The sequence below is a fragment of the Streptomyces sp. LX-29 genome (assembly GCF_029541745.1).
Taxonomy (GTDB): domain Bacteria; phylum Actinomycetota; class Actinomycetes; order Streptomycetales; family Streptomycetaceae; genus Streptomyces.
Genome location: NZ_CP089746.1, coordinates 968,240 through 992,442 on the forward strand (window position 1 = coordinate 968,240; position 24,203 = coordinate 992,442).

The following is a 24,203-nucleotide window of genomic DNA, read 5'->3' on the forward strand; positions in this document are numbered from 1 at the left end:
ACCGCCATTCTTGCCGGTGTCCGGCCGTGGTATGCCCGATGAACGGCATGGCTGCGGTTTTCCCGAGGCGCCGCAGCCTACCGGAAGGGGCCGCTCCGCAGGTGCGTGACCGATATGCCAAAAAGAGGCCGATGGCATATGCCAGAAGCACCACCGTATCGGGTATTGCGGAATCCCTTACGTGATGTCGCAGCCTGTGCAACAGTCGTAACCGGTCCTGTCCCATCGGACCAGCCGGCGCCGCGCCTGTATCGGAGTACGTCATGCCGTCCCCTCGATCTGCGGACCATCCCGCCGCCCAGCCCCCGGAACGGGGCAGGGTCGACGCGCTCATCTCGCAGACTCGGCGGCTGCGCGGAGGCGTCGACGCCGTCCGCCGCTCCACCGCGACCATGGGCGTCGACCGCATGGACGACCCGCGGCTGCGCTGGCAGCGGGCCCTGTGTGACCTCGCGGTGCACCACCTCGACGACCTGGGTCGGCACCTCGGGCAGTTACGCGAAGGGCTCCCGACGGAGCTGACCGAGGATGGGTCGGACGCCGAACCGGGCCGGGACGGAGCCTGGGATCTCACGGCGCCGACGGCCGAGCCGGACCGGCTCGCGGAGCCGGGCGCGCCGCTCGGCCGGGTCGGCAGCGCCGAGTGGAACTTCCTCACCGACGAGGTGGCCTGGTCCGAGGAGCTGTGCCGGATGTTCGGCCGCTCCCCCGAGGAGGGCGGACTCACCCTCGACGAGCTCCCCAGCTCGCTGCACCCCGACGACCAGCCCCTCCTCACCGACCTGGTCACCGGCTGCCTGGTGGACGGCAAGCCCATCGACGGCGAGTTCCGGATCGTGCGCCCCGACGGGCTGGTGCGCATGGTGCACATGGTGGGCGAGCCCGTGCTCGACGCCGACGACTGCACCGCCTCCATGTGGGCCGTGCTGCGGGACGTCAGCGAACTGCGCCGAAGCCAGCGGGCGTTGCGCGAGACCCGTGACTCGCTGCAGCGCCAGCGGCACATCGTGCGCACCGAGCACCGGCTTGCGGTCGAGCTGCAGGAGGCCGTGCTCCCGCCGTGGCGCGGCTCCCTGCGGTTCCCGCACGGCGACGCCCCCGCGCTGGATCTCGCCGCCCACTACCTCCCGTCCGCCACCGGCGCCCTGATCGGCGGCGACTGGTATGACGCGCTGCACCTGGCCGACGGGCGGACCCTGCTCTCCGTCGGCGACCTCACCGGCCATGGCGTGGCCGCGACGACCGGCATGGCGATGCTGCTGGGGGCGCTGCGCGGGATGGCGATGGCCGGCGTCGAACCGGGCGCCCTGATGGGCCACCTCAACCGGCTGCTGGACTCCTCCCAGCCCGCCCTCGGCAGCGCCCTCTGCGGGGCCTACGAGGCGACGACGCGCACCTTCACCTGGGCCCAGGCGGGACACCCCGCCCCGCTGCTCTTCCGCGGCGGGACGGGGCGCGCCCTACAGCCACCGGAGGGCGTGCTGCTCGGTGCCACCTCCGGTGCCGTCTACGCCCAGACCAGCGAGCAGCTGGAACCGGGCGACCTGCTGGTGCTGCGCACCGACGGGCTCACACCCCACGGTGCGGATCGGGACGCGGACGCGGGCACCGAGCGGCTGCTGGAGCTCGCGCCACGGCTCACCGCGGCACGGAGTGCCCAGGAGTGCGTCCGCGCGGTGGCGGAGGCGTTCGCCGACAAGCAGCGCGAGGACGACGCATGTGTGTTGATCGCCAGGGTGACCTCGTAGCCGTCACCTCGTCATAGCGGTCACCTCGTAGGAGCGGTCACCTCATAGCCGTCACCTCATAGCGAGCACCGCGGACCGTCGTGACCCCGTGCCGGGGACATGGTGGCCGTGGACATGGTGACCCCGCGACCGTCACCCGAGCCGTCACCCAAGCCGGGACCGATCCCGTACACCGTGATGGATCTCGTACACGTTGACGGATCCCGTCACCGTGGCTGCTGCCATGACGTCCCGGACTCATACGGCGTGGTTGGTCACGGCGTGGTTGATCACGGTCTAGTTGATCAAGGTCTGGTTGATCCGCGTCGATGTGGTCGAGTCGATGTGGTCGATGTGGCAGACCCCGTTGGCCGACGTCCCGGCGCCAGCGCCGGGACGCGGGCTACACGGTCGCGCTACCGCCCTTGTTGAGCCCCTTGGGCTTGGACGGCATCGCCTGCGAGATCTCCTCACGCAGCTCCCTGATCCGCTCGTTGCCGGCGTACTGGCCGGTGAGTCGGTACATCTCCCGCAGCCGGTCCCACGTCCGGTGCGAGGAGTTGTCCCGGATCGAGAGGAGCGCCATCCGCGCGTAGGTGTCGGCCTGCTCCGGGTCGTCGTCGATGAAGCACGCCGAGGCGATGGAGATGTGGTCGAAGATGGTGGACCGCTGGCGGCCCTTCTCCCGCATGTCCAGGGCCTCCTTGGCGTGCCGCTGGGCGATGACCGCGGCGCCGGCATCGTGCTCCGCCAGGGTGCGGTAGACCAGCCCCTGCATGCCGTGCAGATCGGCCTCGTTGAACAGCTGCATCCAGCTCGGCGGGGGCACGTCGCCGCGGTCGGAGACGAACAGCTCCTCCGCCTCGCCCAGGGTGCGACGCACCGCCTGGCCGTGGCCCATGGACGCCTGCGCCCATGCCTCGATGGTGCAGAACATGGCGCGGGTGCGCGGCAGTGTCTCCTCGCCCGCGCCGGACTTCGCCAGCTGCATCAGGTCCAGGGCCTCCTGGGGCCGGCCCAGATGGACCATCTGCCGGGCGCAGCGGGACAGCGCCTCGCTGGCCCGTGGCCGGTCGCCGCCCTCGCGGGCCGCGTGCGCGGCGATGATGAAGTACTTCTGGGCGGTCGGCTCCAGGCCCACGTCGTGGGACATCCAGCCCGCCAGCACGGCGAGGTTGGCCGCCACCCCCCACAGCCTGCGCTGCAGGTGCTCGGGGTGGCGGTACGAGAGCATGCCGCCCACCTCGTTGAGCTGGCCCACGACGGCCTTGCGCTGGAGTCCGCCGCCGCGCTGGGCGTCCCAGGCGCGGAAGATCTCGACGGAGGTCTCCAGCGCGACGACCTCGTCGGAGCCGACGGGCGCCGCCTCGTAGCGGTCGTAGCCGGCCTGGTCGAGGGAGAGGGGGTCGGTGGTCCGTGGGGCGTCGGTGGCGAGGTTGGGGTCGGTGCGCAGCCAGTCCTGCATGGCGTTGCTGATGGCGGATCCAGCGGCGAGCGCGGCGCCCGCGCCCACCAAGCCGCGTCGGTTGAACATAAGGTCCATTCCCGTGAATTCGGTGAGGACCGCGGCGATACGATCCGACGCGTAGGGCAGTCCGTCGCCGGACTTTCCCCGCCCCACGCGTCCATGTCGCCCGAAGCCGAGATCCTCGATGGTCACGACACGACCGAGACGCTCGGTGAACAGGGCTGCCAAGACCTTCGGCACGGGGTCGCGCGGCGTCTCGCCGGTGTCGATCCAGCGCCGGACCCGAGAGGTGTCGGTCGCCAGTTGCGGATGGCCCATGGCCGCCGCCTTCCGGTTCACGAGCCTCGCGAGTTCGCCCTTGGACCATCCGGCGAGGCCGAACAGGTCCGCAAGTCGGGTGTTGGGTTCCCTCGTCACGTCAAGCCCCCAGGTTCCTCGGCTGTCTTGACACTAACGGGGTCCCGGCAGCCACCGCGAGCATTCGCCAGGGTTCGCCAGGGTCCGCCAGATGGTGTGCCACCCGCGGGTGGGTGTGGTGTAGGAACGCGCCATCCCGGCCCGGCGGACGGACCGCATTCCCCAGGGTGCGGCGCGCCCACCGGGGCCGGGACGGCGCACGCGATTCGTCGGAACACGAAGGGATCTGTATTGCCCATGTACGCAGCATCGTCCTCCGTGTCCGCCCCATCCCGGCCGTACCGCCAGCACCCCGGCGGCGGGCCGTATCTCGACCCCACCCACGGCGGACGGGCGCGGCGGGCCCAGGGCCTCATCCCTCAACCGCTCAGCGGGAGACTCGACTTGTCCGGCCCTCAAGGCGCTCAACTGCGCACAGCGATCGCGGCCGTGCACCGGATCTGCCCCGAGTTCAACCCCGTTCAGGTGCTGCGGCGCACCGGGCGGTCCGTACTGTTGATCGGGACGACCGGACGGATCACCGCGGTCGCCAAGTGCCTGCTGGACCACTCGCCCGCCTGGGCGGTCCGGTTCCAGCAGGAAATAGCGACATACCGCACGTTCGTCCGGCACCGCCCGCCGGTGCGGGTGCCACGACTGATCGCTGCGGATCCGGACAACTGCACGCTGGTCATCGAGCGGACGCCGGGCCGGGTCGCGGCGCTCCAGCGGCATCCGGTGGAGACGCCACCGCGGACGGACGTCCGCGCGGCGCTCGGCGCCATCCGTCGGGTCAACCTCTGGCGGCCCCCGGCCGGCCACTTCGAGGCTCCGCTCGACTACGCCGCCCGGCTGGCCCGCTACCACGAACTGGGGCTGCTCACCGACCGGGACATGGGCGACCTGCAGAAGCTGCTGCACGGGCTGGCCCACGCGCCCGGGCGGCAGAGCCCCTGGGAGTTCTGTCATGGCGACGCCCTGTTAAACAACATCCTGCTCTCCCCCGCAGGAGCGGTGCTGGTCGACTGGGACCACGCGGGCTGGTACCTCCCGGGGTACGACCTGGCGACCCTGTGGACGGTGCTCGGGGACGCTCCGGGGGCGCGGCGGGAGATCAGCAGTCTGGCGCAGGCCTCGGGCCCTGCGTCGCGGGACGCCTTCCTGGTCAACCTGATGCTGGTGCTGACCCGGGAGATCCGCACCTACGAGAGCGCGGTGCACCGCACGATGACCGACCCGGCCCCCGCGGCCGGCGTCGGGGCCGGCGAGGAGCAGCGGCTGTTGCTGCGCCGGCTGCACGACGACTGCGCGATGGCGCGCCGCGCCGTGCGGGCGGCGGTCGGCACCCGCTGATCCCGCCCGGCCCGTCCGCTTCCCCAGGGGCGCGTCGCCGGTTCGCTCCGGCCCAAAGCCGGGGCCGGAGCGCCGCTCCCGACGGGTTCACCGGTCTGGACCGGTGACGCGCCGCAGGCCCGAGGGCTCGCACCGGAAAGACCCCGGTGCGAGCCCTCGACGCGTTCTCACCGGGCGTACGCATGTCGTTGACGGAACGTTCGGCAGCGGCTACCTCTAAGGTCGTTCGGCCCCGCACGCCCCGCCCCCACGCTCGGCCTGTCCTGAAGGAGGCTGCATTGCGAGGATCCGTTCCGGCCCGAACATCCCTCTCGGGTGGCCGTCGCCGTGGCTCCCGGCCGCGCGCCATGGTGGCCGTCGCCTCCGCCGCGCTGCTGACGGGCCTGGTCTGCGCGCCGTCCGCCACCTCGGCCGCGTCCGCCACCCCCCGCGCCACCCCCGACACGCTCCAGGAGGCGTTCGCCGCGGCCGCGGAGGAGTACCGCGTCCCGCAGAGCGTGCTGCTGGGCGTGGCGTATCTGGAGTCCCGCTGGGACGGCCACCGGGGCGCGCCCAGCGTCACCGGCGGATACGGCCCGATGCACCTCACGGACGCGCGCACCGCCCTCGCCGAGACCCCGCACCACAGCCATGGCACCGAGGACCCGCGCGGGGACGCGGCCCGCCCGGCGAGACCGCCCGCGGCCGAAGTGCCGCCGCCCGGGGAACTCCCGCCCCGGCTGCGCACCCTGGACCGCGCGGCGCGGCTGACCGGGCTGCCCGCCGATGCGCTGCGCCGGGACGAGACGGCCAATGTGCGCGGCGGCGCGGCCCTGCTCGCCGCCACCCAGCGGGAGCTGGGGCTGCCGCTGAGCCGGGACCCGGCCGACTGGTACGGGGCGGTGGCGGGCTACTCCGGCGCCGACGACGCCGCCACCGCGGCGGTCTTCGCGGACGACGTGTTCGCGGTGATCCGCGCGGGCGAGCGGCGCACCACCGAGGCGGGCGAGCGGATGGTGCTGGAGGCCGTGCCCGCGGTGGACCCGCAGCGGGAGCAGTTGTCCGCGCTCGACCTTCGGGTGCCGCGCCGGGACCCGCGCACCGAGTGTCCGCTGAGCGTGGCGTGCGAGTGGATCCCGGCGCCGTACCAGGAGTTCGGCGACGGCGACTACGGCAACCACGACAAGGGCGACCGCCCGGTCTCCCAGCAGGTGGACTACATCATCGTCCATGACACCGAGGGCTCCTGGGACACCGCCATCCGCCTGGTCCAGGACCCCACCTACGTGTCCTGGCACTACACGCTGCGCTCGGCGGACGGGCATGTGGCCCAGCACGTGCCGACCAGGGACGTCCCCTGGCACGCGGGCAACTGGTATGTGAACGCCAAGTCGGTGGGGCTGGAGCACGAGGGCTTCCTGGCCGCGCCGGACGCCTGGTACACGGAGGCGATGTACCGCTCGTCGGCCCGGCTGGTGCGCTATCTGGCCTGGAAGTACGACATCCCGCTGGACCGCCAGCACATCCTGGGCCACGACAACGTCCCCGGCACGCTGGCCACGACCATCCGCGGCATGCACACCGACCCCGGCCCCTACTGGGACTGGCAGCACTACTTCACTCTGCTGGGCGCCCCGTTCCAGCGCACCGCGGGCCGCTGGGGCGGGCTGGTCACCATCCGCCCCGACTACGCGAGCCACCAACCCGTCTACACGGGGTGCGGGAAGCCGGGGGTGCCGTGCACGGCGCACGGGTCGGGGGCGGTGCGGCTGCACACCGCGCCCAGCGCGGACGCCCCGCTGGTGAAGGACATCGGGCTGCGCCCCGACGGCGGCGCCTCGACGACCGGAGTGAACGACACCGGCGCCCGCGCCTCCACCGGGCAGCGATACGCGGTCGCGGACCGCGCGGGCGAGTGGACGGCGGTGTGGTACCTGGGACAGAAGGCGTGGTTCCACAACCCGCCGCGGCGGCCGACGGCGGTGGACGCCCGCGGGCTGGTGGTGACGCCCAAGGAGGGCCGGGCCGAGGTGCCCGTCTACGGGCGGGCCTACCCGGAGCCGGCCGCCTATCCGAAGGGGGTGCCCGTGCAGCCGGTCTCACCGCTGCCGTACAAGCTGCTGGCGGGCCAGTCCTACGCGTTGGGGCTGCGCACCCAGGGCGAGTACCTCTGGGCGACCACCTTCGACCCGGCCGGGCACGCGGTGGTCCGCGGCCAGGAGACGTACTACCAGATCCAGTTCGGGCACCGGGTGGCGTTCGTCAAGGCGGCCGATGTGGATGTGCGCCGCTCGGACCGCTAGCGCGTCCCCGGTCCGGGTCCGCGCGCTCAGCGGACCCGGGCCGGGCTCCGGGCGGGCTCAGCTCTGCTGGAACATCTCCGCGGGCAGCGGCTTGAGCAGCCGGTAGAGGTCGTCGGTGATCGGCCGGTCCCAGCTGGCGATGGTGACGAGCACGCCGTCGCTGCGGTCGAACTGGGCGCAGGAGATGCGGCTCTCGGAGAGCTTGACACGGCGCACGATGAGCAGGTTGTCCTCGTGCATCACCGGGGTGTCCTCGACGTCCAGCACCTGGACCGGTTCGTCGTTGCCGAGCGCCGCCAGCAGCTGGGTGACCTCGAACGGCACCTGTCCCTCGGCCAGCTCGCGGACCGGCGAGCCCTCCGGCAGATTGCCGATGATCATCGCGGGGCCGCGGCCGCCGAACAGGTCGTAGCGCAGGAACACGCCCTGGCAGCTGCCGTCCGGCGCGGGCAGCAGGCCGGCCCCCAGATCGCCGGGCCAGTCGCCCGGGTCCATGGCCAGGACGTCGAAGTCCGGGCCGGTGGGTGTGGCGGCGCTGCGGCGGCGGAGGAACGACATGCGGACCATGGTACGTGGCCGAGGCCGCCCTCCGCGCCCAAGGGAGGCCGGGGTGACGACCCCGCGACGACGGGGGCGCACAGCGCGGCCGGCCCGCCGACGGACGGCCGCGCGCCGGCCGGTTCCCGTGGGGCTCCGGGATGTCGGAGACGCCTCCCGGGACGGGTGGGCCGGCTGGGCCGTCCCGGTACGCGAGTGCCGGGCGAGGCCCGCCGGGGCTCCCGGAGGGCGGCCGGCCCTCTCGAACGCTCGCGCCCCCCGAGGCAGCCTCCCTCCGCGCCGGGCGGCGGGGCCCGTCGGCGTGGCCCCGAGGCGGCTGAGCGGCCCTGGTGACGTCGGCTGTGGTGCGGCGGCGCCTTGAAGGGGCAGGGGCTGTGGGGGATGTGCGACTGCCGTCGCGTAGGGCGCCACCAGCCACGACCGGCCCGCAGGCGATCGACGACCCGTCGCGGCACGTCCCGCGGAGCGCTCAGCGCCCTCCGGGTGCGCCGTCGGGCGGTTGAAGGCCGGTGCCGATGGCCCTGGCGAGCCCGGGGCGGTCGGTGCCGACCTTGCGGAAGACGGCGGACAGCAGCCGGGCGACCTCGCGCTCGGCCAGGCCGAGCTCGTCCGCGATCCGGGCGTCGGTCCAGCCCGCGGCGGCCCGCTCGGCGACGGCCTGCTCCTGCCGGGTCAGGGCGCCGGTGGCGTCGACGCGCAGCCGCAGCGAACGCAGCCCGATCGCCGAGAGCTCGTCGCGGGCCCGCGCGGCGAGGGTGTCGGCGCCGCACTGGAGGGCGCCGCGCAGCCCGCGGTGCAGCCGGTCGCCGGCCTCCTGTGGCAGGCCGATGCGGCGTAGCGCGGCACCGTGGTCGACGAGGGCGTGTGCCAGGTCGTAGGCGGCGGGCGACCGCTCCAGGTGGCTGACGGCCTCGGCGAGGAGCGTCATCCGCTCGCTCCCGGTGGCCACGGAGGCGGCGGCGTGCAGCGCCTGTCCGGTCGCGGAGGGCGTGCCGAACTGGCGGGCCCGGCGGACGGCGTCGGCCGCGGTCTCCACGGCCGCGGCCGGGTCGGTGAGCGCCAGGGCGCGGGCGAGCTGCGGCTGCCAGGGGCAGAAGGCGGGGTTGCGCCAGCCTCGCGCGTCGAGACGGCGGCCGGCCGCGGCGAGCTGCTGCCGGGCCTCCCGGTGCAGTCCGGTGGCCAGCAGCAGTTCGCCGTGGGCGGCCTGGGCGTCGGGGTACACGACGGCCTTGGGCACGCTCTGCCCGTAGTCGTACTCGACGGCCACCCGCTGGGCGTCCTCGGTGCGTCCCTGGCCGATGAGGGTCAGCACCAGGGTGCCGACGGCGGCCCACTCGGCGGGTGTGGAGGCTCCGACGCGCGCGGAGATCCGCAGACCCTCGCGGACCAGCTCCTCGGCCTCGCCCAGGCGGCCGCGTCGGTAGCGGACGTAGCCGAGCAGGGTGAGTCCGAAGGACAGGTGGGAGCCGCGCCAGCCCTTGCGCTCACACTCGGCGATGCCCTGGTGGAACAGCTCCTCGGCGCGGCCGGGCTGGTCGCAGTACATGAAGGTGAGGGCGACGAGGACGGGCACCTCGAAGCCCCAGTTGTCGTCGGTCCAGTCGAGTCCGTCGCCGAGGGCGGCCTCCGCGTACCGCAGTGCGGAGTCGGCGCTCTCGCCGCGCACGACCGCGTCCCAGGCGCGGAGTCCCAGCAGGTACCGCTCGGCCAGGCCGCGGCCGCTGAGGTGTTCGACCAGTCGGGCGAGCCGCCGGGAGCGGGCCGGGGAGTCCGCCTCGTCGGCCCGGAAGGCGTTCCACATGAACTGTTCGGCCTGCATACGCAGCCGGGTGCGGGCGCTGGTGGCGGCCCGGGCCTCGGCGGCGACGATCCGCGCGGCCTCCTCCATGTGACCGCTGTGCCCGTACGCCTGCGCGAGACGGACGGTGATGGCGTCGCGCAGGGCGGAGTCGAGGACCGGCTCCTCCAGCGCGGCCTTCAGGTAGTTGACGGTGATGGCCGGCTCGGTGAGCAGCGCGGAGCAGCCCAGTTCGAAGAGGACGGCGGCGCGCTCCTCCATGGCCGGCGGTTCGCGCAGGGCGCGGGCGAGGCAGCGGCGGGCGGCGTCCGGGGCGCCGGCCCGTAGGTACTCGCGGGCGGCCTCGCGCAGCTGCTGGACGACCCACGGATCGGCCTCGGGATGCATCTCCAGCACATGCCGTCCGGCGGCCGCGGCACCCAGCCCCGCGCCGATGGCGGCCGTGGCGGCCTGACCGTGCATCGCGACGCGCAGGCTGCCGGGGATGGCGCGGTAGACCGCGGTGGCGACGAGGGGATGGAAGAACTCCAGCCGCTCTTCGAAGGGCTTGCCGGCTCCGGTCGGGGCGGGCGCGAGGATGCGCGCGTCGCGCAGCCGGGCCACGAGGTCCGGGGTGTCCCCGCTGCTGATCGCGGCGACGGCGGTGGCCAGGGTCGGCGTGGCCTCGGCGCCGAGGACGGCGACGGCCCAGGCCAGGCGCACCGCGGAGGTGCCGAGCCGCTCCAGCCGCTCGATGAGGCCGCTGTCCTTGGCCATGGAGACCATCTGGCGCAGCTCCGCGGCGCTCGACGAGCCGGGCTTGAGCTCGCGGTCGTAGACCTTGGCGGCGAGCTCGACGACTTCGAAGGGGTTGCCGCCGGTGACCGCCCAGCACTCGCGGCAGAACGCCTCGTCGGCCTCGTCGCCGATGGCGTCGCGGACGATGCGGCCGACGGCGCCGGGCGTCAGCGGGGCGAGCAGGTGGGGTCGGGAGCCCTGGCGCTCGGCGAGCCTGCGGAAGGCGGCGGCGTCGGCGGAGAGGTCCTCCGGGCGGTAGCCGACGACCAGCAGCATGGGTAGGTCCTCGGCGCGGGGCGCGAAGCCGGTGAGCCAGTCCAGGGACTCGGTGTCGGCCCAGTGGGCGTCGTCCAGGATCATCACGACCGGGGCGCGCTGCACCGCGAAGCGGGTCACGAGCCAGTCCAGGCCGTCGCGCACGCCCTGCGGGTCGGGCGCGCCGCCGTCCTTGGGCACCACCAGCCCCACGGCGGGCGCGACGATGTCGTACCAGCTGCCGAGGATGGCGCGGTGCTGCTCCTCGGTGGCGGCGGCGAGCACGGGCTGGACGAGCTGGCGCACGACGTGGAAGGCCAGCCCCTGCTCGTGCTCTCCGCCGCGGGCGGTCAGCACCGTGCAGCCGCGTGCGACGGCGCTGCGGCGGACCTCGGCGAGCAGCGCGGTCTTGCCGACGCCGGCCGGTCCGGCGAAGGCGATCACTCCGCCCGCGCGCCGTCCCGAGGCGTCGTCCGGGGCGCCGCACAGACCGGTCAACGCGCGTTCCATCGCGTCGATCTCCGCTTCGCGCTCCACTAACCTCCGGCCCGGCCGGATCCTGTTCCCCATGCCCTCGGTCACCTCTACGCCCCTTCCACAGGTAACGCTGAGCGTAGTAGCACTGGACTCTCCGTAGCAGCCGAAGGGGGAACTTCGCCGGGCATGGGCCAATGGCACACGCCACTTCGACATTCGCCCTATCGGCCACTTCACTGATCACGGACGATGGCTCAAACGGATCCGGAGGGGGCGTCAGCTCCCCGGCTCCGTACGGCAGATGGTGCGGGTGGGGACGGTGGGACATGACGGAAACCAGTACGGTGCGGCCTCGCGCCCGGGGGCGAACGCTCGCCGAGCGCGCCGCGCTCTTCGACATACCGGTCTCCACGGCGGTCAGCCCCGACGCCGAGGCCGCCAGGCGGCACACGATCCGGTGGCTGCGGCGGTACGGGGTGTTCGACAAGGCCGCGGCGGCGGAGTACGACGCGCTGCGCCTGGACCGGCTGTCGGCGCTGTTCTACCCGCGGGCCAGGGGCGCCGCGCTGGATCTTGCCAACGACCTCAACGGCTGGTTCTTCGTCTTCGACGACCAGTTCGACGGCGAGCTGGGGTGCTGCCCGGACGCCGTCTCCCGCCTGGTGGACAGCGTGGTGCGGGTGACCGGGGAGCCGCCCGGCCGGGGCCCCGACGGCGGCGCGAACCCGCTCGTCGCCAGCTTCCGCGACCTGTGGCGGCGCATCAACTCCGGGGTGTCGCAGGGGTGGCGGGACCGCTTCCGGAGCCACTGGCTCGGCTATCTGCTCGCCCACAAGCGGGAGGCGCGGGACCGCCGCGCCCAGTCGCCGCGCTCCCTGCGCTCGCTGCTGGCCGTCAAGCGGCACTCCGTGGGCGTCCAGCCCTGCCTCGATCTGCATGAACGGTTCGCCGGCTGCACGCTGCCGCCCGCGCTGCACGCGGGCTGGCCGCTCGCCGAGATGCGACAGGCCACCGACGACGTGGTGATCTTCATCAACGACATCGTCTCCCTGGACAAGGAGTTGGCCGCCGGGGACGTGCACAACAGCGTGATCCTGCTGCACGAGCGGGACGGCGGCCCCCTGGAGGAGTCCGTGCGTCGGGTGGCCGATCTCGCCAACGCCCGCTACCACCGCTTCCAGCACCTGTCCGAGCGGCTCCCGGCCACGCTGGCGGCGTCCGGCGCCTCGGCGCGGCTGCTGCGCCACACCGCCGCCTACACGGACGGGATGCGGCAGTTGATGAGCGGCAGCCTGGCCTGGTCGCTGGAGACCTCGCGGTACGACGAGCGGGGTGTCGCGGCCGTCGGCGGCGGACGACAGCGCCCCTGGAGCGACCTGACGGGTCATCAGGCGACGCACCGGCGCTAGTCGTCGACCACGGACGCGGAGACGGCCCGGCGCCACCCCGAAGGGGCGGCGCCGGGCCGTCTCACACCTGTGCGTCCGCGGCGCGGGCTCAAGTGAGGTCGAACTCACCGTCACGGGCGCCGAGCACGAAGGCGCGCCACTCGGCGGGGGTGAAGATCAGCGCCGGGCCCTCCGGCTCGCGTCGGTCGCGCATGGCGATATAGCCCTCGACGAAGGCGATCTGGACGTCGCCGACCCCCTGGCTGCTGGACCGCCACTCGGCTTCCCTGAGGTCGAGTTCGGGCTTCTGCTCGCTGTTCAGCCGGTCTTCCGTGGTGGTGTCGGCCACGTCCGTGCTCCTCCCGGTCGTTCGTCCGGCGCCCACCCTAGCGAGGGCGGGCGGTGGGGCACAGGCCACGGAAGAGGGACATGGGAGAGGGACGGAAGGCGCGGTTGTCGTCCCACGCGGGTCAGGTGGCGGGTGGTTCGGCCCCGACCAGCCACATCGCGAAGAACTGGGAGCCGCCGCCGTACGCGTGCCCGAGCGCTCGCCGCGCGCCCTCGATCTGGTGTTCCCCCGCCTGGCCGCGCACCTGGAGCGCCGCCTCCGCGAAGCGGAGCATCCCCGAGGCGCCGATGGGGTTGCTGGACAGCACCCCGCCCGAGGGGTTGACGGGGAGGTCGCCGTCGAGCGCGGTGGCACCGGACTCGACCAGCTTCCAGCCCTCGCCCTCCGCCGCGAAGCCCAGGTTCTCCAGCCACATCGGCTCGTACCAGCTGAACGGCACGTAGAGCTCCGCCACGTCGATCTCGCGGCGCGGGTCGGTGACGCCCGCCTGCCGGTAGACGTCGGCCGCGCAGTCCCGCCCGGCGCGTGGCGAGACGAAGTCCTTGCCCGCGAACAGGGTGGGCTCGCTGCGCATCGCGCCGCCGTGCAGCCAGGCGGGCGGGTGCGGCGCGCGGGCCGCGCCCGCGCGGTCGGTGAGCACCATGGCGCAGGCGCCGTCGGACGACGGGCAGGTCTCGGAGTAGCGGATCGGGTCCCACAGCATCGGCGAGGACCGCACCCGCTCCAGGGTGAGGCCGTCCTCGTGCAGGTGCGCGTACGGGTTCCTCAGGGCGTTGCGGCGGTCCTTGTAGGCGACGAGCGCACCGATACCCGGGGGCGCCCCGGTGCGCCGGATGTAGGCCCGTACGTGCGGGGCGAAGAAGCCGCCGGCGCCGGCGAGCAGGGGCTGTTGGAAGGGGACGGGCAGCGACAGCGCCCACATCGCGTTGGACTCGGACTGCTTCTCGAAGGCCGCGGTCAGCACGGTGCGGTGCACGCGGGCGGCGACCAGGTCGGCCGCCACCAGCGCGGTGGAACCGCCGACCGAGCCGGCGGTGTGCACCCGGAGCATCGGCTTGCCGACCGCGCCGAGGGCGTCGGCGAGGTAGAGCTCGGGCATCATCACGCCCTCGAAGAAGTCGGGGGCCTTGCCGATGACGACGGCGTCGACGTCGGCCCAGGCGAGCTGGGCGTCCTCCAGCGCCCGCGCGGCCGCCTCGCGGACCAGCCCGGCCAGGGAGACGTCGCGGCGCGCGGCGGCGTGCCTGGTCTGTCCGATCCCGACGACGGCCACCGGTTCCTCAGACATCCGGCTCCCCTTCCAGGACCGCCACCAGGTTCTGTTGCAGACAGGGGCCGGAGGTCGCGTGGGCCAACGCCCGACGGGAACGACCGCGATGGATGCGCGCGGCCGCCTCCCCCAGCCGGATCAGGCCCGCCGCCATCGGCGGATCAGCCGCCGCCGGGCCCGACGGGTTGACCGCGACGGCACCGTCCAGCCGCAGCGCACGGCGCAGGATCGGCTCCTGCGCCGGATGGGGGGCGTGCAGCTCGGCGGTGTCGACGGGCGGCGCGTCGAAGGCGCCCGCCCGCGCGGCCGCCAGCCGGGTGGACGGGGAGTCGGCGAGGTCCCGTACGCCGAGGCCGTGCGGCTCGATGCGGTGGTCGATGCCGCGGATCCAGGCGGGCCGCGCGCACAGCCGGCGCGCGGTGGCCTCGACGGCGAGCACGACGGCGGCGGCGCCGTCGACGGGGGCCGGGCCGCCGGGGCTGCTCCCGCCCGCGGGGACGGGCGGCACAAGGGCGCCGGAGTCGAGCAGCGCGCGTTCCTGGAGCGCGGCGAGGGAGGCCGGGTCGGGCCAGAGGGGGGCGAGGTGGTAGGGGTCGAGCTGGCGGGTGAGGACCGCGTCCAGGTCCCCGGCCGAGGGCTTGCCCCAGGCGTAGACCAGGGCCGTGTCGGCGCGGCCGGTGCGGAGCTTGACCCACGCCTCGTACAGCGCCCAGGCCCCGTCCATCTCCACATGGGACTCGGCGATCGGCGGCCAGGCGCCGACCCCGTCCAGCGCCAGCGTGAAGGAGAAGGCCCGGCCGGCGAGGTAGTCGCTCGACCCGGAGCAGGTGAAGCCGATCTCGCCGGCCCTGAGCCCGGTGCGCTCCAGGACCTCGCGCAACACCGGCAGCAGCAGCTCCACCTCGGTCAGCCCGGCCGTGGGGCGCGCCGGGTCGCTCCGCGCGAAGGCCACGACCGCCACCCGCCGGGTCACAGCAGCTCCCGGTAGGTGTCGTAGGGGGCGTCGGGCTCGCCGGTGGGCCGGTAGTGGTCCGGGTGGCGGCCGTCGCCGACCCACACCGGCTCCACCCGCAGCCCCATCCGGACCCGGTCGTACGGGAGGCCGGCGACACGCCCGTGCAGGGCCAGGTCCGCCCCGTCGAGGGCGATGTGCGCGTACACGTACGGCACCTCGATGGCGAGCCCTCGGGCCTTGATGTTGACGACGCAGAAGGTGGTGACCGTGCCGCGCGGGCCCACCTCCACCGGCTCGTCGGTGGCCACCCCGCAGGTGGGGCAGGCGCCGCGCGGGGGGACGTAGACCTTCCGGCAGGCCGGGCAGCGCTCGCCCACCGTCCGGCGGTCGGCCAGCGCGGCGAGATGGCGGCCGTGCGCGCGGCCCGGGGTGTAGGTGTAGTCGAGGCGGGCCGGGGCGGCGAGGCTGGTGACGGGGTCGGCGAACACGCCGTCGTGCGGACGGGCCCGGGGCACGGCGCCCGTCGGGTCCGCCGCGTCCGCCGGTTCCTCCACATCCGTTCGGCCCGCCGCGTCCGCCCCATCAGCCCGGTCCGCCGGCTCCGCCACGTCCGTTCGGTCCGCCACCTCCGCTCCGTCGGCCCGGTCCACCGGCTCCGCCACGTCCGTTCGGTCCGCCGCCTCCGCCCCATCAGCCCGGTCCGCCGGCTCCGCCACGTCCGTTCGGTCCGCCACCTCCGCTCCGTCGGCCCGGTCCGCCGGCTCCGCCACGTCCGCCGCGTGCGCCCCGCCTTCCTCGCCCTCCCCCTCGTACGCCTCGAAGCAGGCGATGTCCGTGATCGCGCCCGTGCGCTCGGCGGCCCAGCGGACGCGGACCCGGAGTCCCGTGCGGACCGCGCCGGGGTCCGGCGCGTCGAGGGCGTGCAGCAACGCGCTGTCCGCGCCGTCGAGGCGCACCAGCACCCACGCGAAGGGGGTGCCGAGCGGCTGGCCCCGGCGCGGGGTGGGGTTCCAGGCCCAGCAGGTGACGGTGCCGGTGGTGCCGACCTCGACCAGCTCGTGGAGGTCCGCGGCGGTGTCCGGGTCGTACTCCAACGGCGGCACCAGCACCCGCCCGTCCGGCCTGCGGACGCCCAGGACGACGCGCTCGCGCAGCCCCGTCAGGAAGGCGCCCTGCACCGGGCCCAGGGAGCGGGTGAAGGGGAACTCCACGGTCAGGGGGGCGCTGAGGAGCTCGGACACGGTCCCTCCTTGGGGCATCGTCCCGGCGTCGTCAGGCGCGCCGGTAGACGGGTGGACGCTTCTCGGCGAAGGCCCGGGCGCCTTCCTTCGCGTCGTCGGTGGCGAAGACCGGGCGACCGCGTTCCAGTTCGGACCGCAGGCCCTCGGTCTCGGTCAGCTCCGCGGTCTCGTAGACGGAGTCCTTGACCGCCTCGACGGCGAGCGGGCCGTTGGCGTTGACCAGCTCGGCGAGGCCCAGGGCCGTTTCCAGGGCGGCGCCGTCGGGGACGACACGGCCGATGAGCCCGATCCGTTCGGCCTCGGCGGCGGTGTAGGGCCGTCCGGTCAGCAGCATCTCCAGGGCGTGCGTGCGCGGGATCTGACGGGGCAGCCGGACCGTGGAGCCGCCGATGGGGAACAGCCCGCGGCGGACCTCGTAGAGCCCGAAGGTGGCGCCCCGGCCGGCCACCCGGATGTCGGTGCCCTGGAGGAGCTCGGTGCCGCCGGCGACGCAGGGCCCCTCGACGGCGGCGATCACCGGCTTGCGCGGGCGGTGGTGCCGCAGCAGCGCCTTCCAGTGCAGGTCGGGGTCGGCGCGCAAGCGCTCCCGGTAGGGGGCGGCGGCGGGCGATCCGCCGCCCGCGAGCGCCTTGAGGTCCATGCCGGAGCAGAACGCCCCGCCGGCGCCGGTGAGCACCACCGACCGTACGGAGTCGTCGGCGTCGGCGGCGAGCCAGCCGTCGTAGAGCCCGACCAGCATCGGCAGCGAGAGCGCGTTCCTGGCCTCGGGGCGGTTGAGGGTGAGCACCAGGGCGGCGCCGACGCGCCGCACGGTCAGGTGTTCGGTCGGTGCCATCGCCGCCTCCGTCCCTCGGACCAGAACAGGGTGCAGGAGGCGTGGGGGGAGTTCAAGAGTTTTCTGACGGGCAGTCAGATTTCTTGGCCGACGGCCTTCCCAGCCGCACGCCCCGGCGCTCTAATGGCCGCGAGCCCCTGCCCGCCCGCCGTCACGCCCGGGACCGCCCGGCCAGGAGGGAGCGGACCGTGGAGTACAACCTCGCCGACCTGTTCGAGTCCGTCGTGGACACGGTGCCGGACCGGGAGGCCCTGGTCTACGCAGAGCACCCGGGCACCGGAGCCGAGCGTCGGCTGAGCTACGCGGCGCTGGACGCGGCCGCCACCCGGCTCGCCCACCACCTCCGGGACTCCGGCATCGGCCCCGGCGACCACGTCGGGCTGCATCTGTACAACGGCGTGGAGTACCTCCAGACCTTGTGGGCCTGCCTCAAGCTCCGCGCGGTGCCGGTGAACGTCAACTACCGCTACGTGGCGGACGAACTGGCCTACCTCTACCGCGACGCGGAGCTGGTCGCCCTCGTCTACGACGCCGAGTTCAGCGCGAGGGTCGCCGCCGCGGCGACGCGCACCGACACCCTGCGCCACCTCGTCCGGGTCGGCACCCCCGACCCCTCCGCCCCGGAGCCGGATCCGGCCCCGGTCCCGTTCGCCGAGGCGGAGGTGTCCGGCGCGGCGGACCGCGACTTCGCGCCGCGCTCCGCCGACGACCGCTTCATCATCTACACCGGCGGCACCACCGGGCTGCCCAAGGGCGTGCTGTGGCGCCAGGAGGACCTCTTCTTCGCCGCGCTCGGCGGCGGCGCCCCCACGGGCGAGCCGGTGAAGCGACCCGAGGAGCTGGCCGAGCGGGTGGCGGCAGGCGGCGCGGGGCTGGTCTTCTTCCCCACTCCCCCGCTGATGCACGGCACCTCCACTCTCACCGCGCTGATCGCCTTCAACGCCGGCCAGAAGGTGGTGCTGCACCGCGCGTTCGCACCGGAGAAGGTGCTGCGCACGATCGGGCGGGAACGGGTCACCAGCGTCTCCCTGGTCGGCGACGCGATGCTGCGGCCGCTGACGGACGCCCTTCGCGGGCCGTGCCGGGGCGTCGACTGCTCCTCTCTGCTCGCCGTCAGCAGCTCCGGCGCGGTGCTGTCGGACACCGTCCGCGCCCAGTTCGGCGCTCTGCTGCCGCACGTGCCGCTGCTCAACAACTTCGGTTCCTCGGAGTCCGGCTTCAACGGCACCGCCACCGAGGACTCCGGCCCGCGGCGGGGCTTCCGGCTGCGGGTCAACGCGCACACGACGGTGGTCGACCCGGTGACACGGCGGGCGGCAGCGGTGGGCGAGCCCGGGCGCATCGCGCTGCGCGGCCATGTGCCGCTGGGCTACTACAACGACCCGCGGAAGACCGCCGAGACCTTCTTCACCACCCCGGACGGCGAGCGCTGGGTGCTGCTCGGCGACATGGCCACCATCGACGCGGACGGCGTCGTCACGGTCCTGGGGCGAGGCTCGCAGTGCATCAACACCGGCGGCGAGAAGGTCTACCCGGAGGAGGTGGAGCAGGCCCTCAAGGCGCACCCCGACGTCTACGACGCGCTGGTCGCCGGCGTCCCCGACGAGCGCTGGGGCAGCCGGGTCGCGGCGGTGGTGCAACCCCGCGCGGGCGCCGCTCCGCTGACCGCCGAGGCCCTGCGCGCCCACTGCCGGTCCCGACTGGCCGGGTACAAGATCCCGCGCACCGTGGTCTTCACCGACCAGGTCCAGCGCTCCCCCAGCGGCAAGGCCGACTACCGCTGGGCCCGCGAGGTCGCCTCCGGCGCGGGCGAGCCGTGACGGGCGCGGCCGCGCCGTGCGGCCGCCCCTACCGCCCCGCGAGCCGTACCGGCCGGCCGGTCGCCGGCCGGGCCGGGGTGTGGGGGTGTGAGGCACCCCCGTGGTCGGAGCCGGGGCCGCCGCGCCGGCCCGTAGCGCGCACCACCGTACGGGCGCGCCACCGTAGGGGCCGGGCGGGGCGGGACACCGTGCGGCACGACCACCGGACCGGCCGGCCCGGTCGCCGGCCGGGCCGGGGCCCGGGGTGAGGCATCCCCGTGGTCGGAGCCGGGGCCGCCGCGCCGGCCCGTAAGCGCGCGCCACCGTACGGGCCGAGCGGGGGCGGGACACCGTGCGGCACGACCACCGGACCGGCCGGGCGAAGGCGCGCCGCCGGAGGGGTCGACCACCGCACGGGCCGGGCGCCGTACGGGCCGGGCGCCATAGGCCGGGCGCCATAGGCCGGGCGCCGTACGGGCCTGGCCGGACGCCGGCTGGGCCGGGGCCGGGGGGTGGCATCCACCGCGGTCAGGGCCAGGGCGGCCGTGCCGGCCGTAAGCGCGCCACCGTACGGGCACTCACGGGCCGGGCGCCGTACGAGCCTGTCCGAACGCCGGCCGGGGCGGATCGGATCGGATCGGCCTGCGGTCCTGGCGTCGTGCGGGGTTGGCCGGACGCTCGCCGGGGCCGCGTGTACGCCCCCAGGTCAGGGCGGCGGTCCGGCCGCCGGCCCCGCACGGACGGCCGCCGCGGCGGGGTGGGCGGCGGCGCCCTCCCCCCGCCACGACGCCCGGCGCCGTCACACCGGCCGTTCGCGCCCGGCCCCTACGGCTCGCGCAGCCGCCGCTTGTAGAGCTTGCCATTGGGGTCGCGCGGCATGTGCGCCACGAACTCCACGGTCCTGGGCTGTTTGTAGCGGGCCAGGGTCCGCGCGCCGTGCGCGAGGATCGCCTCGGCCAGCTCGGAGCCCGGTGCGTGGCCGGGAGCGGGCTCGACCACCGCCTTGACCTGTTCGCCCCAGTCCTCGTCGGGGACGCCGAAGACCGCGACGTCCGCGACGGCGGGGTGGGTGAGCAGCGCGGCCTCGATCTCGGCGGGGTAGATGTTGACACCCCCCGAGATGATCATGTCGATCTTGCGGTCGCGGAGGTAGAGGTAGCCGTCGGCGTCGAGGTAGCCGAGGTCGCCCACGGTGAAGAAGTCGCCGATGCGGTTGCTCCGGGTCTTCTCGGCGTCCCTGTGGTACGCGAACCCGGCGGTGCTCATGCGCATGTAGACGGTGCCGACCTCGCCGGGCGGCAGCCGGTCGCCGGCGTCGTCGAAGACGGCGAGCTCGCTGATGGGCCACGCCCTGCCCACCGTGCCCGGCCGCTTCAGCCACTCCTCGGCCGTGGCGATGGTCCCGCCGCCCTCGCTGGCCGCGTAGTACTCGGTCACACACGTCCCCCACCAGTCGATCATCGCCCGCTTGACGTGCTCGGGGCACGGGGCCGCGCCGTGCACGGCGTGCCGCATGGACGAGACGTCGTAGCGCCGCCGCGCCTCCTCGGGGAGGGCCAGCAGCCGGTGGAACTGGGTGGGGACCATGTGGGTGTGGGTGCAGCGGTGGGCCTCGATCAGGCGCAGCATCTCCTCCGGCGCCCAACCGTCCATCAGTACGAGGGGATGCCCCAGATGCAGCGACGCGCCCGCGAACTGGAGCACGGCCGTGTGGTAGAGCGGTGAACAGACCAGGTGCACCTGGCCGTCGAACGGCCCGATGCCGAAGAAGCGGAGGAAGCCGCCCAGGTCGCTCTCCTCCGGGGGCCGCCCGGTGAGCGGGCGGCGGATCCCGCGCGGACGTCCGGTGGTGCCGGAGGTGTAGTTCATGATCCACCCCAGCTCGCGGTCGGCGGGCGGGGCGTCCGACTGTCCGGCCGAGAGCGCCTCGTACGGGCGGTAGCCGGCGGCCCGGCCGACCGCGTAGCGGTGACCGGCGGGCAGTCCGGCCGCGTCGGCCGCCTCCCGCGCCACCTCCGCGAACCGCTCGTGCGCGACCAGCACCTTGGCGCCCGAGTCCGCGACGATCCAGCCGACCTCGGGGCCGGTCAGGTGGTGGTTGACCGGCACCATGTAGAAGCCCGCCTGGGCGCCGGCGAGCGCGCAGGCGATGAGCTCGGGCCCGTTGGGCAGCACGACGGCGAACGCGTCCCCGGGCCCCAGCCCGGCGGCGCGCAACCCGCCGACCAGTTGGTTGCACGCCGCGTGCAGCCGTCCGGCCGTCCACTCCTCGCCACCCGGGGCGATCAGGGCCGTACGCGAGGGATCGGCGGCGGCCAGCGCCCAGAAGCCGACCGGGGCCCCGGAGTCCCCCGGGGACCCGGAGAGGGACGGGGCGGCGGGCCCCTGAGCGGTCCGGGGCGTGGGGTCGCCGGCCGTGCGGGGGCGGGGTTCGCGGTCGGGCACCGTCGTCAGCTCCTTCCCTCGCCCCGGGCCGCGATGCGGTCGAGGCGCTCGATGGCGTGGGCGAAGCCGCGGGTCAGCTCGTCGAAGACGGCCCGCACGCTGCGACGTTCGGTCATCTGGCCGACGATCTGACCCACGGGGGTGCCGAGCAGGGGCTCGACCTCGTACCGCTGGATACGGGAGAGCGCCTCGGCGACCAGCAGCCCCTGGAGGGGCATGGGCAGTGGGTCGGGGCCGTCGGCGGTCTCCCAGGCGTCGGTCCAGGCGGTCCGCAGTTGGCGGGCCGGCTTGCCGGTGAGCGCCCGGGAGCGGACGGTGTCGCCGGAGCCGGCGGCGAGGAGCTTGCGGGTGAGCGCGGGTGAGCGCAGTTCGGCCTCCTCGGTGGTCAGCCAGAGGGAGCCCAGCCAGACGCCCTGAGCGCCCAGCGCGAGCCCGGCGGCGATCTGCGCGCCGCTGCCGATGCCGCCGGCGGCGAGGACCGGCAGTGGGTCGACCGCTCGTACGACCTCGGGGGTGAGGACCATGGTGGCGATCTCGCCGGTGTGGCCGCCGGCCTCGTAGCCCTGGGCGACGACGATGTCGATGCCCGCGTCCCGGTGGCGGCGGGCGTGCCGGGCGCTGCCGGCGAGCGCGGCGACCTGGACGCCGTGTTCGCGGGCGCGGCGCACGACGTCGGGCGGCGGCGAGCCGAGGGCGTTGGCCAGCAGGGTGAGGGGGTAGTCGAAGGCGACGTCCAACTGCGCGCGGGCCACCTGTTCCAACCAGCCGGTGACGCGCCAGCCGGAGGGGTCGTCGGGGGCGAGTTCGGGCACCCCGTGCCGGGCGAGGGTGTCCCGGACGAAGCGGCGGTGCCGCTGCGGGATCATCGCCTCCACATCAGCCTCGGTGACCCCGTCCGCGATCTTCGCGGGCATGACGACGTCGAGGCCGTAGGGCTTGTCGTCGGTGTGCGCCTGCATCCAGTCCAGATCGCGGGCGAGGTCCTCGGGGGCGCGGTAGCGGACCGCGCCGAGCACCCCCAGCCCACCGGCCCGGGTGATCGCGGCGGCCACGGCGGGGAACGGGGTGAAGCCGAAGATGGCGTGCTCGATGCCCAGCCGGGCGCTCAGCTCCGTCTCCATGGGCGGCAGGATGCCGCAGGGAACCGCACGACGGAAGAGTGAATCTGACACCTCATCAGATTATTTGTTCCGGGCGCGGCGCCCTGGAGGGCCGGCCCGCCTCCAGCACCGCCATCGCCGCGTTGTGCCCGGGGACGCCGCTGACTCCGCCGCCGCGCACCGCGCCCGCGCCGCACAGCAGCACATTGGCGTGGCTCGTGGCCACGCCCCAGCGGCCGGCGCCCTCCTGGGCGTACGGGAAGGCCAGTTCGCGGTGGAAGATGTTGCCGCCCGGCAACCGCAGCTCGCGCTCCAGGTCGAGCGGGGACTTCGCCTCGATGCAGGGCCTGCCCTCGGCGTCCAGCGCCAGACAGTCCGCCAGCGGCTCGGCGAGATGGGCGTCGAGCTGGGCGAGGGCCGAGGTCAGCAGCGCGGCGCGGGTCGCGTCGTGGTCGGCGGTGAAGAGCCGGGCGGGGCTGTGCAGACCGAACAGGGTCAGGGTCTGGTAGCCGGCTCGGGCCAGCTCCGGGGCGAGGATCGTGGGGTCGGTCAGCGAGTGGCAGTAGATCTCCGAGGGCGGCGCGGCGGGCGGCTCCCCGGCCGCCGCCTGACGGTAGGCCTCCTCCAACTGCCGGTATCCCTCGGCGATGTGGAAGGTGCCGGCGAACGCCTCGCGCGGATCGGTCCCGGTGTCGCGCAGCCGCGGCAGCCTGCGCAGCAGCATGTTCACCTTCAGCTGCGCGCCCTCGGGCGGGTCCGCGGCCGGCGCGCCGGAGCCGGCCCCCGCCACGGCCGCCCGAGGCCGCTCGCCGAGCAGGTCGGCGAGCACCGTCGGGGCCGCGCCCACCAGGACGTGCCGCGCGGCCACCACGCCCTCCCCGTCGGCCTCCCGGTACGTCACCTCCGCCACCGTGCCGTCCGTCGCGACGGCCGTCACCTCACGGCCGGTCTCGAGACGCGCGCCGGCGGCCCGGGCGGCGTCGGCCAGCGCGTCGGTGAACGCGCCCACCCCGCCCACCGGCACGTTCCAGTCGCCGGTGCCGCCACCGATCACGTGGTAGAGGAAGCAGCGGTTCTGCCGCAGCGAGGGGTCGTGGGCGTGGGTGAAGGTGCCGATGAGCGCGTCGGTGAGCACCACTCCCCGGACCAGGTCGTCGGCGAACGCCGCCTCGATCGCCTCGCCGAGCGGCCGCTCGAACAGCGCCTCCCAGGCCGCGTCGTCGGCCACCCGGGCCCGCAGCTCCGCGCGGCCGGGCAGCGGCTCGGTGAGCGTGGGGAAGACGCGTTCGGCGACCCGGCGCGTCATTCCGTAGAACTCCCGCCACGCCGCGTACTCCCGGTCCGAGCCGGTCAGCCGCGCGAACGCCTCGCGCGTCCGCCGCTCGCCGCCGCCCACCAGCAGTCCGGTGGGGCGGCCGGCCCGGACGGTGGGCGTGTACGAGGAGATGGACCGCCCGCGCACCGCGAAGCGCAGCCCGAGGTCCCGTACCACCTTCCCGGGCAGCAGGCTGACGAGGTACGCGTAGCGGGACAGCCGTGCGTCCAGCCCGGGGAACGGGCGGCTGGACACGGCCGCGCCCCCGATGTGGTCCAGACGCTCCAGCACCAGCACGGCGCGGCCGGCCCGCGCCAGATAGGCGGCGGCGACCAGGCCGTTGTGACCTCCGCCGACGATGACGACGTCGAACGCGCGCACTCCACGTGGGGCCATGCCCCCTGCGTAACACGGC

At 74.6% G+C, this 24,203-nt stretch carries 16 protein-coding genes; 5 read left to right on the forward strand and 11 right to left on the reverse strand.

Going from position 1 to position 24,203, the window contains the following annotated elements; translation table 11 throughout:
* The first annotated feature begins 263 nt into the window (after positions 1 to 263).
* Entirely contained in the window at positions 264 to 1,748 is a 1,485-nt protein-coding gene (locus LRS74_RS04230; protein ID WP_277739708.1) for a SpoIIE family protein phosphatase, read from the forward strand.
* Between the two features lie 382 nt (positions 1,749 to 2,130).
* On the opposite strand, the gene LRS74_RS04235 is transcribed toward LRS74_RS04230, so the two are convergent.
* A complete protein-coding gene (locus LRS74_RS04235; protein WP_277739709.1) occupies positions 2,131 to 3,612 on the reverse strand; it encodes a hypothetical protein in 1,482 nt (493 codons plus the stop codon).
* A 237-nt stretch (positions 3,613 to 3,849) separates the two neighbouring features.
* On the opposite strand from LRS74_RS04235, the gene LRS74_RS04240 reads away from it, so the two are divergent.
* Both LRS74_RS04240 and LRS74_RS04245 read left to right on the forward strand, forming a co-directional pair.
* Positions 3,850 to 4,944 (forward strand): aminoglycoside phosphotransferase family protein, encoded by a 1,095-nt coding sequence (locus tag LRS74_RS04240; RefSeq protein WP_277739710.1) that lies wholly within the window; start codon positions 3,850 to 3,852, stop codon positions 4,942 to 4,944.
* A 347-nt stretch (positions 4,945 to 5,291) separates the two neighbouring features.
* Positions 5,292 to 7,226 (forward strand): N-acetylmuramoyl-L-alanine amidase, encoded by a 1,935-nt coding sequence (locus tag LRS74_RS04245; RefSeq protein ID WP_277744589.1) that lies wholly within the window; start codon positions 5,292 to 5,294, stop codon positions 7,224 to 7,226.
* Positions 7,227 to 7,283: 57 nt separating this feature from the next.
* Here LRS74_RS04245 and LRS74_RS04250 read toward each other — a convergent pair whose 3' ends face one another.
* On the reverse strand, positions 7,284 to 7,784 hold the full coding sequence (locus LRS74_RS04250) for a hypothetical protein (RefSeq protein WP_277739711.1): 501 nt from the start codon (positions 7,782 to 7,784) through the stop codon (positions 7,284 to 7,286).
* Between the two features lie 469 nt (positions 7,785 to 8,253).
* Positions 8,254 to 11,184 carry an AAA family ATPase gene (locus tag LRS74_RS04255; protein ID WP_277744590.1) on the reverse strand — a complete coding sequence of 977 codons (2,931 nt, stop codon included), beginning with the start codon at positions 11,182 to 11,184 and terminating at the stop codon, positions 8,254 to 8,256.
* 233 nt (positions 11,185 to 11,417) lie between these two features.
* On the opposite strand from LRS74_RS04255, the gene LRS74_RS04260 reads away from it, so the two are divergent.
* Entirely contained in the window at positions 11,418 to 12,500 is a 1,083-nt protein-coding gene (locus tag LRS74_RS04260; protein WP_277739712.1) for an isoafricanol synthase, read from the forward strand.
* Between the two features lie 88 nt (positions 12,501 to 12,588).
* Here LRS74_RS04260 and LRS74_RS04265 read toward each other — a convergent pair whose 3' ends face one another.
* The 5 genes from LRS74_RS04265 to LRS74_RS04285 form a co-directional block, all read right to left on the reverse strand.
* Entirely contained in the window at positions 12,589 to 12,828 is a 240-nt protein-coding gene (locus LRS74_RS04265; RefSeq protein WP_277739713.1) for a DUF397 domain-containing protein, read from the reverse strand.
* A 121-nt stretch (positions 12,829 to 12,949) separates the two neighbouring features.
* Positions 12,950 to 14,116: a thiolase domain-containing protein gene (locus LRS74_RS04270; RefSeq protein ID WP_277739714.1), complete on the reverse strand. Its 1,167-nt coding sequence runs from the start codon at positions 14,114 to 14,116 to the stop codon at positions 12,950 to 12,952.
* Positions 14,109 to 15,071, reverse strand: coding sequence for a lipid-transfer protein (locus LRS74_RS04275; RefSeq protein ID WP_277739715.1), 963 nt, complete (start codon positions 15,069 to 15,071; stop codon positions 14,109 to 14,111). Before LRS74_RS04275 ends, LRS74_RS04270 begins: the two co-directional genes overlap by 8 nt.
* A complete protein-coding gene (locus LRS74_RS04280; protein WP_277739716.1) occupies positions 15,068 to 16,294 on the reverse strand; it encodes an OB-fold nucleic acid binding domain-containing protein in 1,227 nt (408 codons plus the stop codon). The genes LRS74_RS04275 and LRS74_RS04280 overlap by 4 nt, the downstream gene beginning before the upstream one ends.
* A 31-nt stretch (positions 16,295 to 16,325) precedes the next feature.
* The gene (locus tag LRS74_RS04285; protein ID WP_277739717.1) at positions 16,326 to 17,129 is read right to left on the reverse strand and encodes a crotonase/enoyl-CoA hydratase family protein; all 804 of its coding nucleotides are present in this window, start codon (positions 17,127 to 17,129) and stop codon (positions 16,326 to 16,328) included.
* A gap of 188 nt (positions 17,130 to 17,317) precedes the next feature.
* On the opposite strand from LRS74_RS04285, the gene LRS74_RS04290 reads away from it, so the two are divergent.
* Positions 17,318 to 18,949, forward strand: coding sequence for an acyl-CoA synthetase (locus LRS74_RS04290; protein ID WP_277739718.1), 1,632 nt, complete (start codon positions 17,318 to 17,320; stop codon positions 18,947 to 18,949).
* A gap of 804 nt (positions 18,950 to 19,753) precedes the next feature.
* Here the strand turns inward: LRS74_RS04290 and LRS74_RS04295 are convergent.
* The 3 genes from LRS74_RS04295 to LRS74_RS04305 form a co-directional block, all read right to left on the reverse strand.
* Positions 19,754 to 21,247 carry an acyl-CoA synthetase gene (locus tag LRS74_RS04295; RefSeq protein ID WP_277744591.1) on the reverse strand — a complete coding sequence of 498 codons (1,494 nt, stop codon included), beginning with the start codon at positions 21,245 to 21,247 and terminating at the stop codon, positions 19,754 to 19,756.
* A gap of 131 nt (positions 21,248 to 21,378) precedes the next feature.
* Positions 21,379 to 22,494: a nitronate monooxygenase family protein gene (locus LRS74_RS04300; RefSeq protein WP_277739719.1), complete on the reverse strand. Its 1,116-nt coding sequence runs from the start codon at positions 22,492 to 22,494 to the stop codon at positions 21,379 to 21,381.
* Between the two features lie 55 nt (positions 22,495 to 22,549).
* Positions 22,550 to 24,184 carry an NAD(P)/FAD-dependent oxidoreductase gene (locus LRS74_RS04305; RefSeq protein WP_277739720.1) on the reverse strand — a complete coding sequence of 545 codons (1,635 nt, stop codon included), beginning with the start codon at positions 24,182 to 24,184 and terminating at the stop codon, positions 22,550 to 22,552.
* Positions 24,185 to 24,203: the final 19 nt, after the last annotated feature.

Coding starts and splice junctions, on each gene's coding strand:
- LRS74_RS04245 (WP_277744589.1), top strand. CDS start 5,292: ATGGTGGCCGTCGCCTCCGCCGCGCTGCTGACGGGCCTGGTCTGCGCG.
- LRS74_RS04240 (WP_277739710.1), top strand. CDS start 3,850: ATGTACGCAGCATCGTCCTCCGTGTCCGCCCCATCCCGGCCGTACCGC.
- LRS74_RS04260 (WP_277739712.1), top strand. CDS start 11,418: ATGACGGAAACCAGTACGGTGCGGCCTCGCGCCCGGGGGCGAACGCTC.
- LRS74_RS04250 (WP_277739711.1), bottom strand. CDS start 7,784: ATGTCGTTCCTCCGCCGCCGCAGCGCCGCCACACCCACCGGCCCGGAC.
- LRS74_RS04285 (WP_277739717.1), bottom strand. CDS start 17,129: ATGGCACCGACCGAACACCTGACCGTGCGGCGCGTCGGCGCCGCCCTG.
- LRS74_RS04270 (WP_277739714.1), bottom strand. CDS start 14,116: ATGTCTGAGGAACCGGTGGCCGTCGTCGGGATCGGACAGACCAGGCAC.
- LRS74_RS04300 (WP_277739719.1), bottom strand. CDS start 22,494: ATGGAGACGGAGCTGAGCGCCCGGCTGGGCATCGAGCACGCCATCTTC.
- LRS74_RS04255 (WP_277744590.1), bottom strand. CDS start 11,184: ATGGGGAACAGGATCCGGCCGGGCCGGAGGTTAGTGGAGCGCGAAGCG.
- LRS74_RS04305 (WP_277739720.1), bottom strand. CDS start 24,184: ATGGCCCCACGTGGAGTGCGCGCGTTCGACGTCGTCATCGTCGGCGGA.
- LRS74_RS04230 (WP_277739708.1), top strand. CDS start 264: ATGCCGTCCCCTCGATCTGCGGACCATCCCGCCGCCCAGCCCCCGGAA.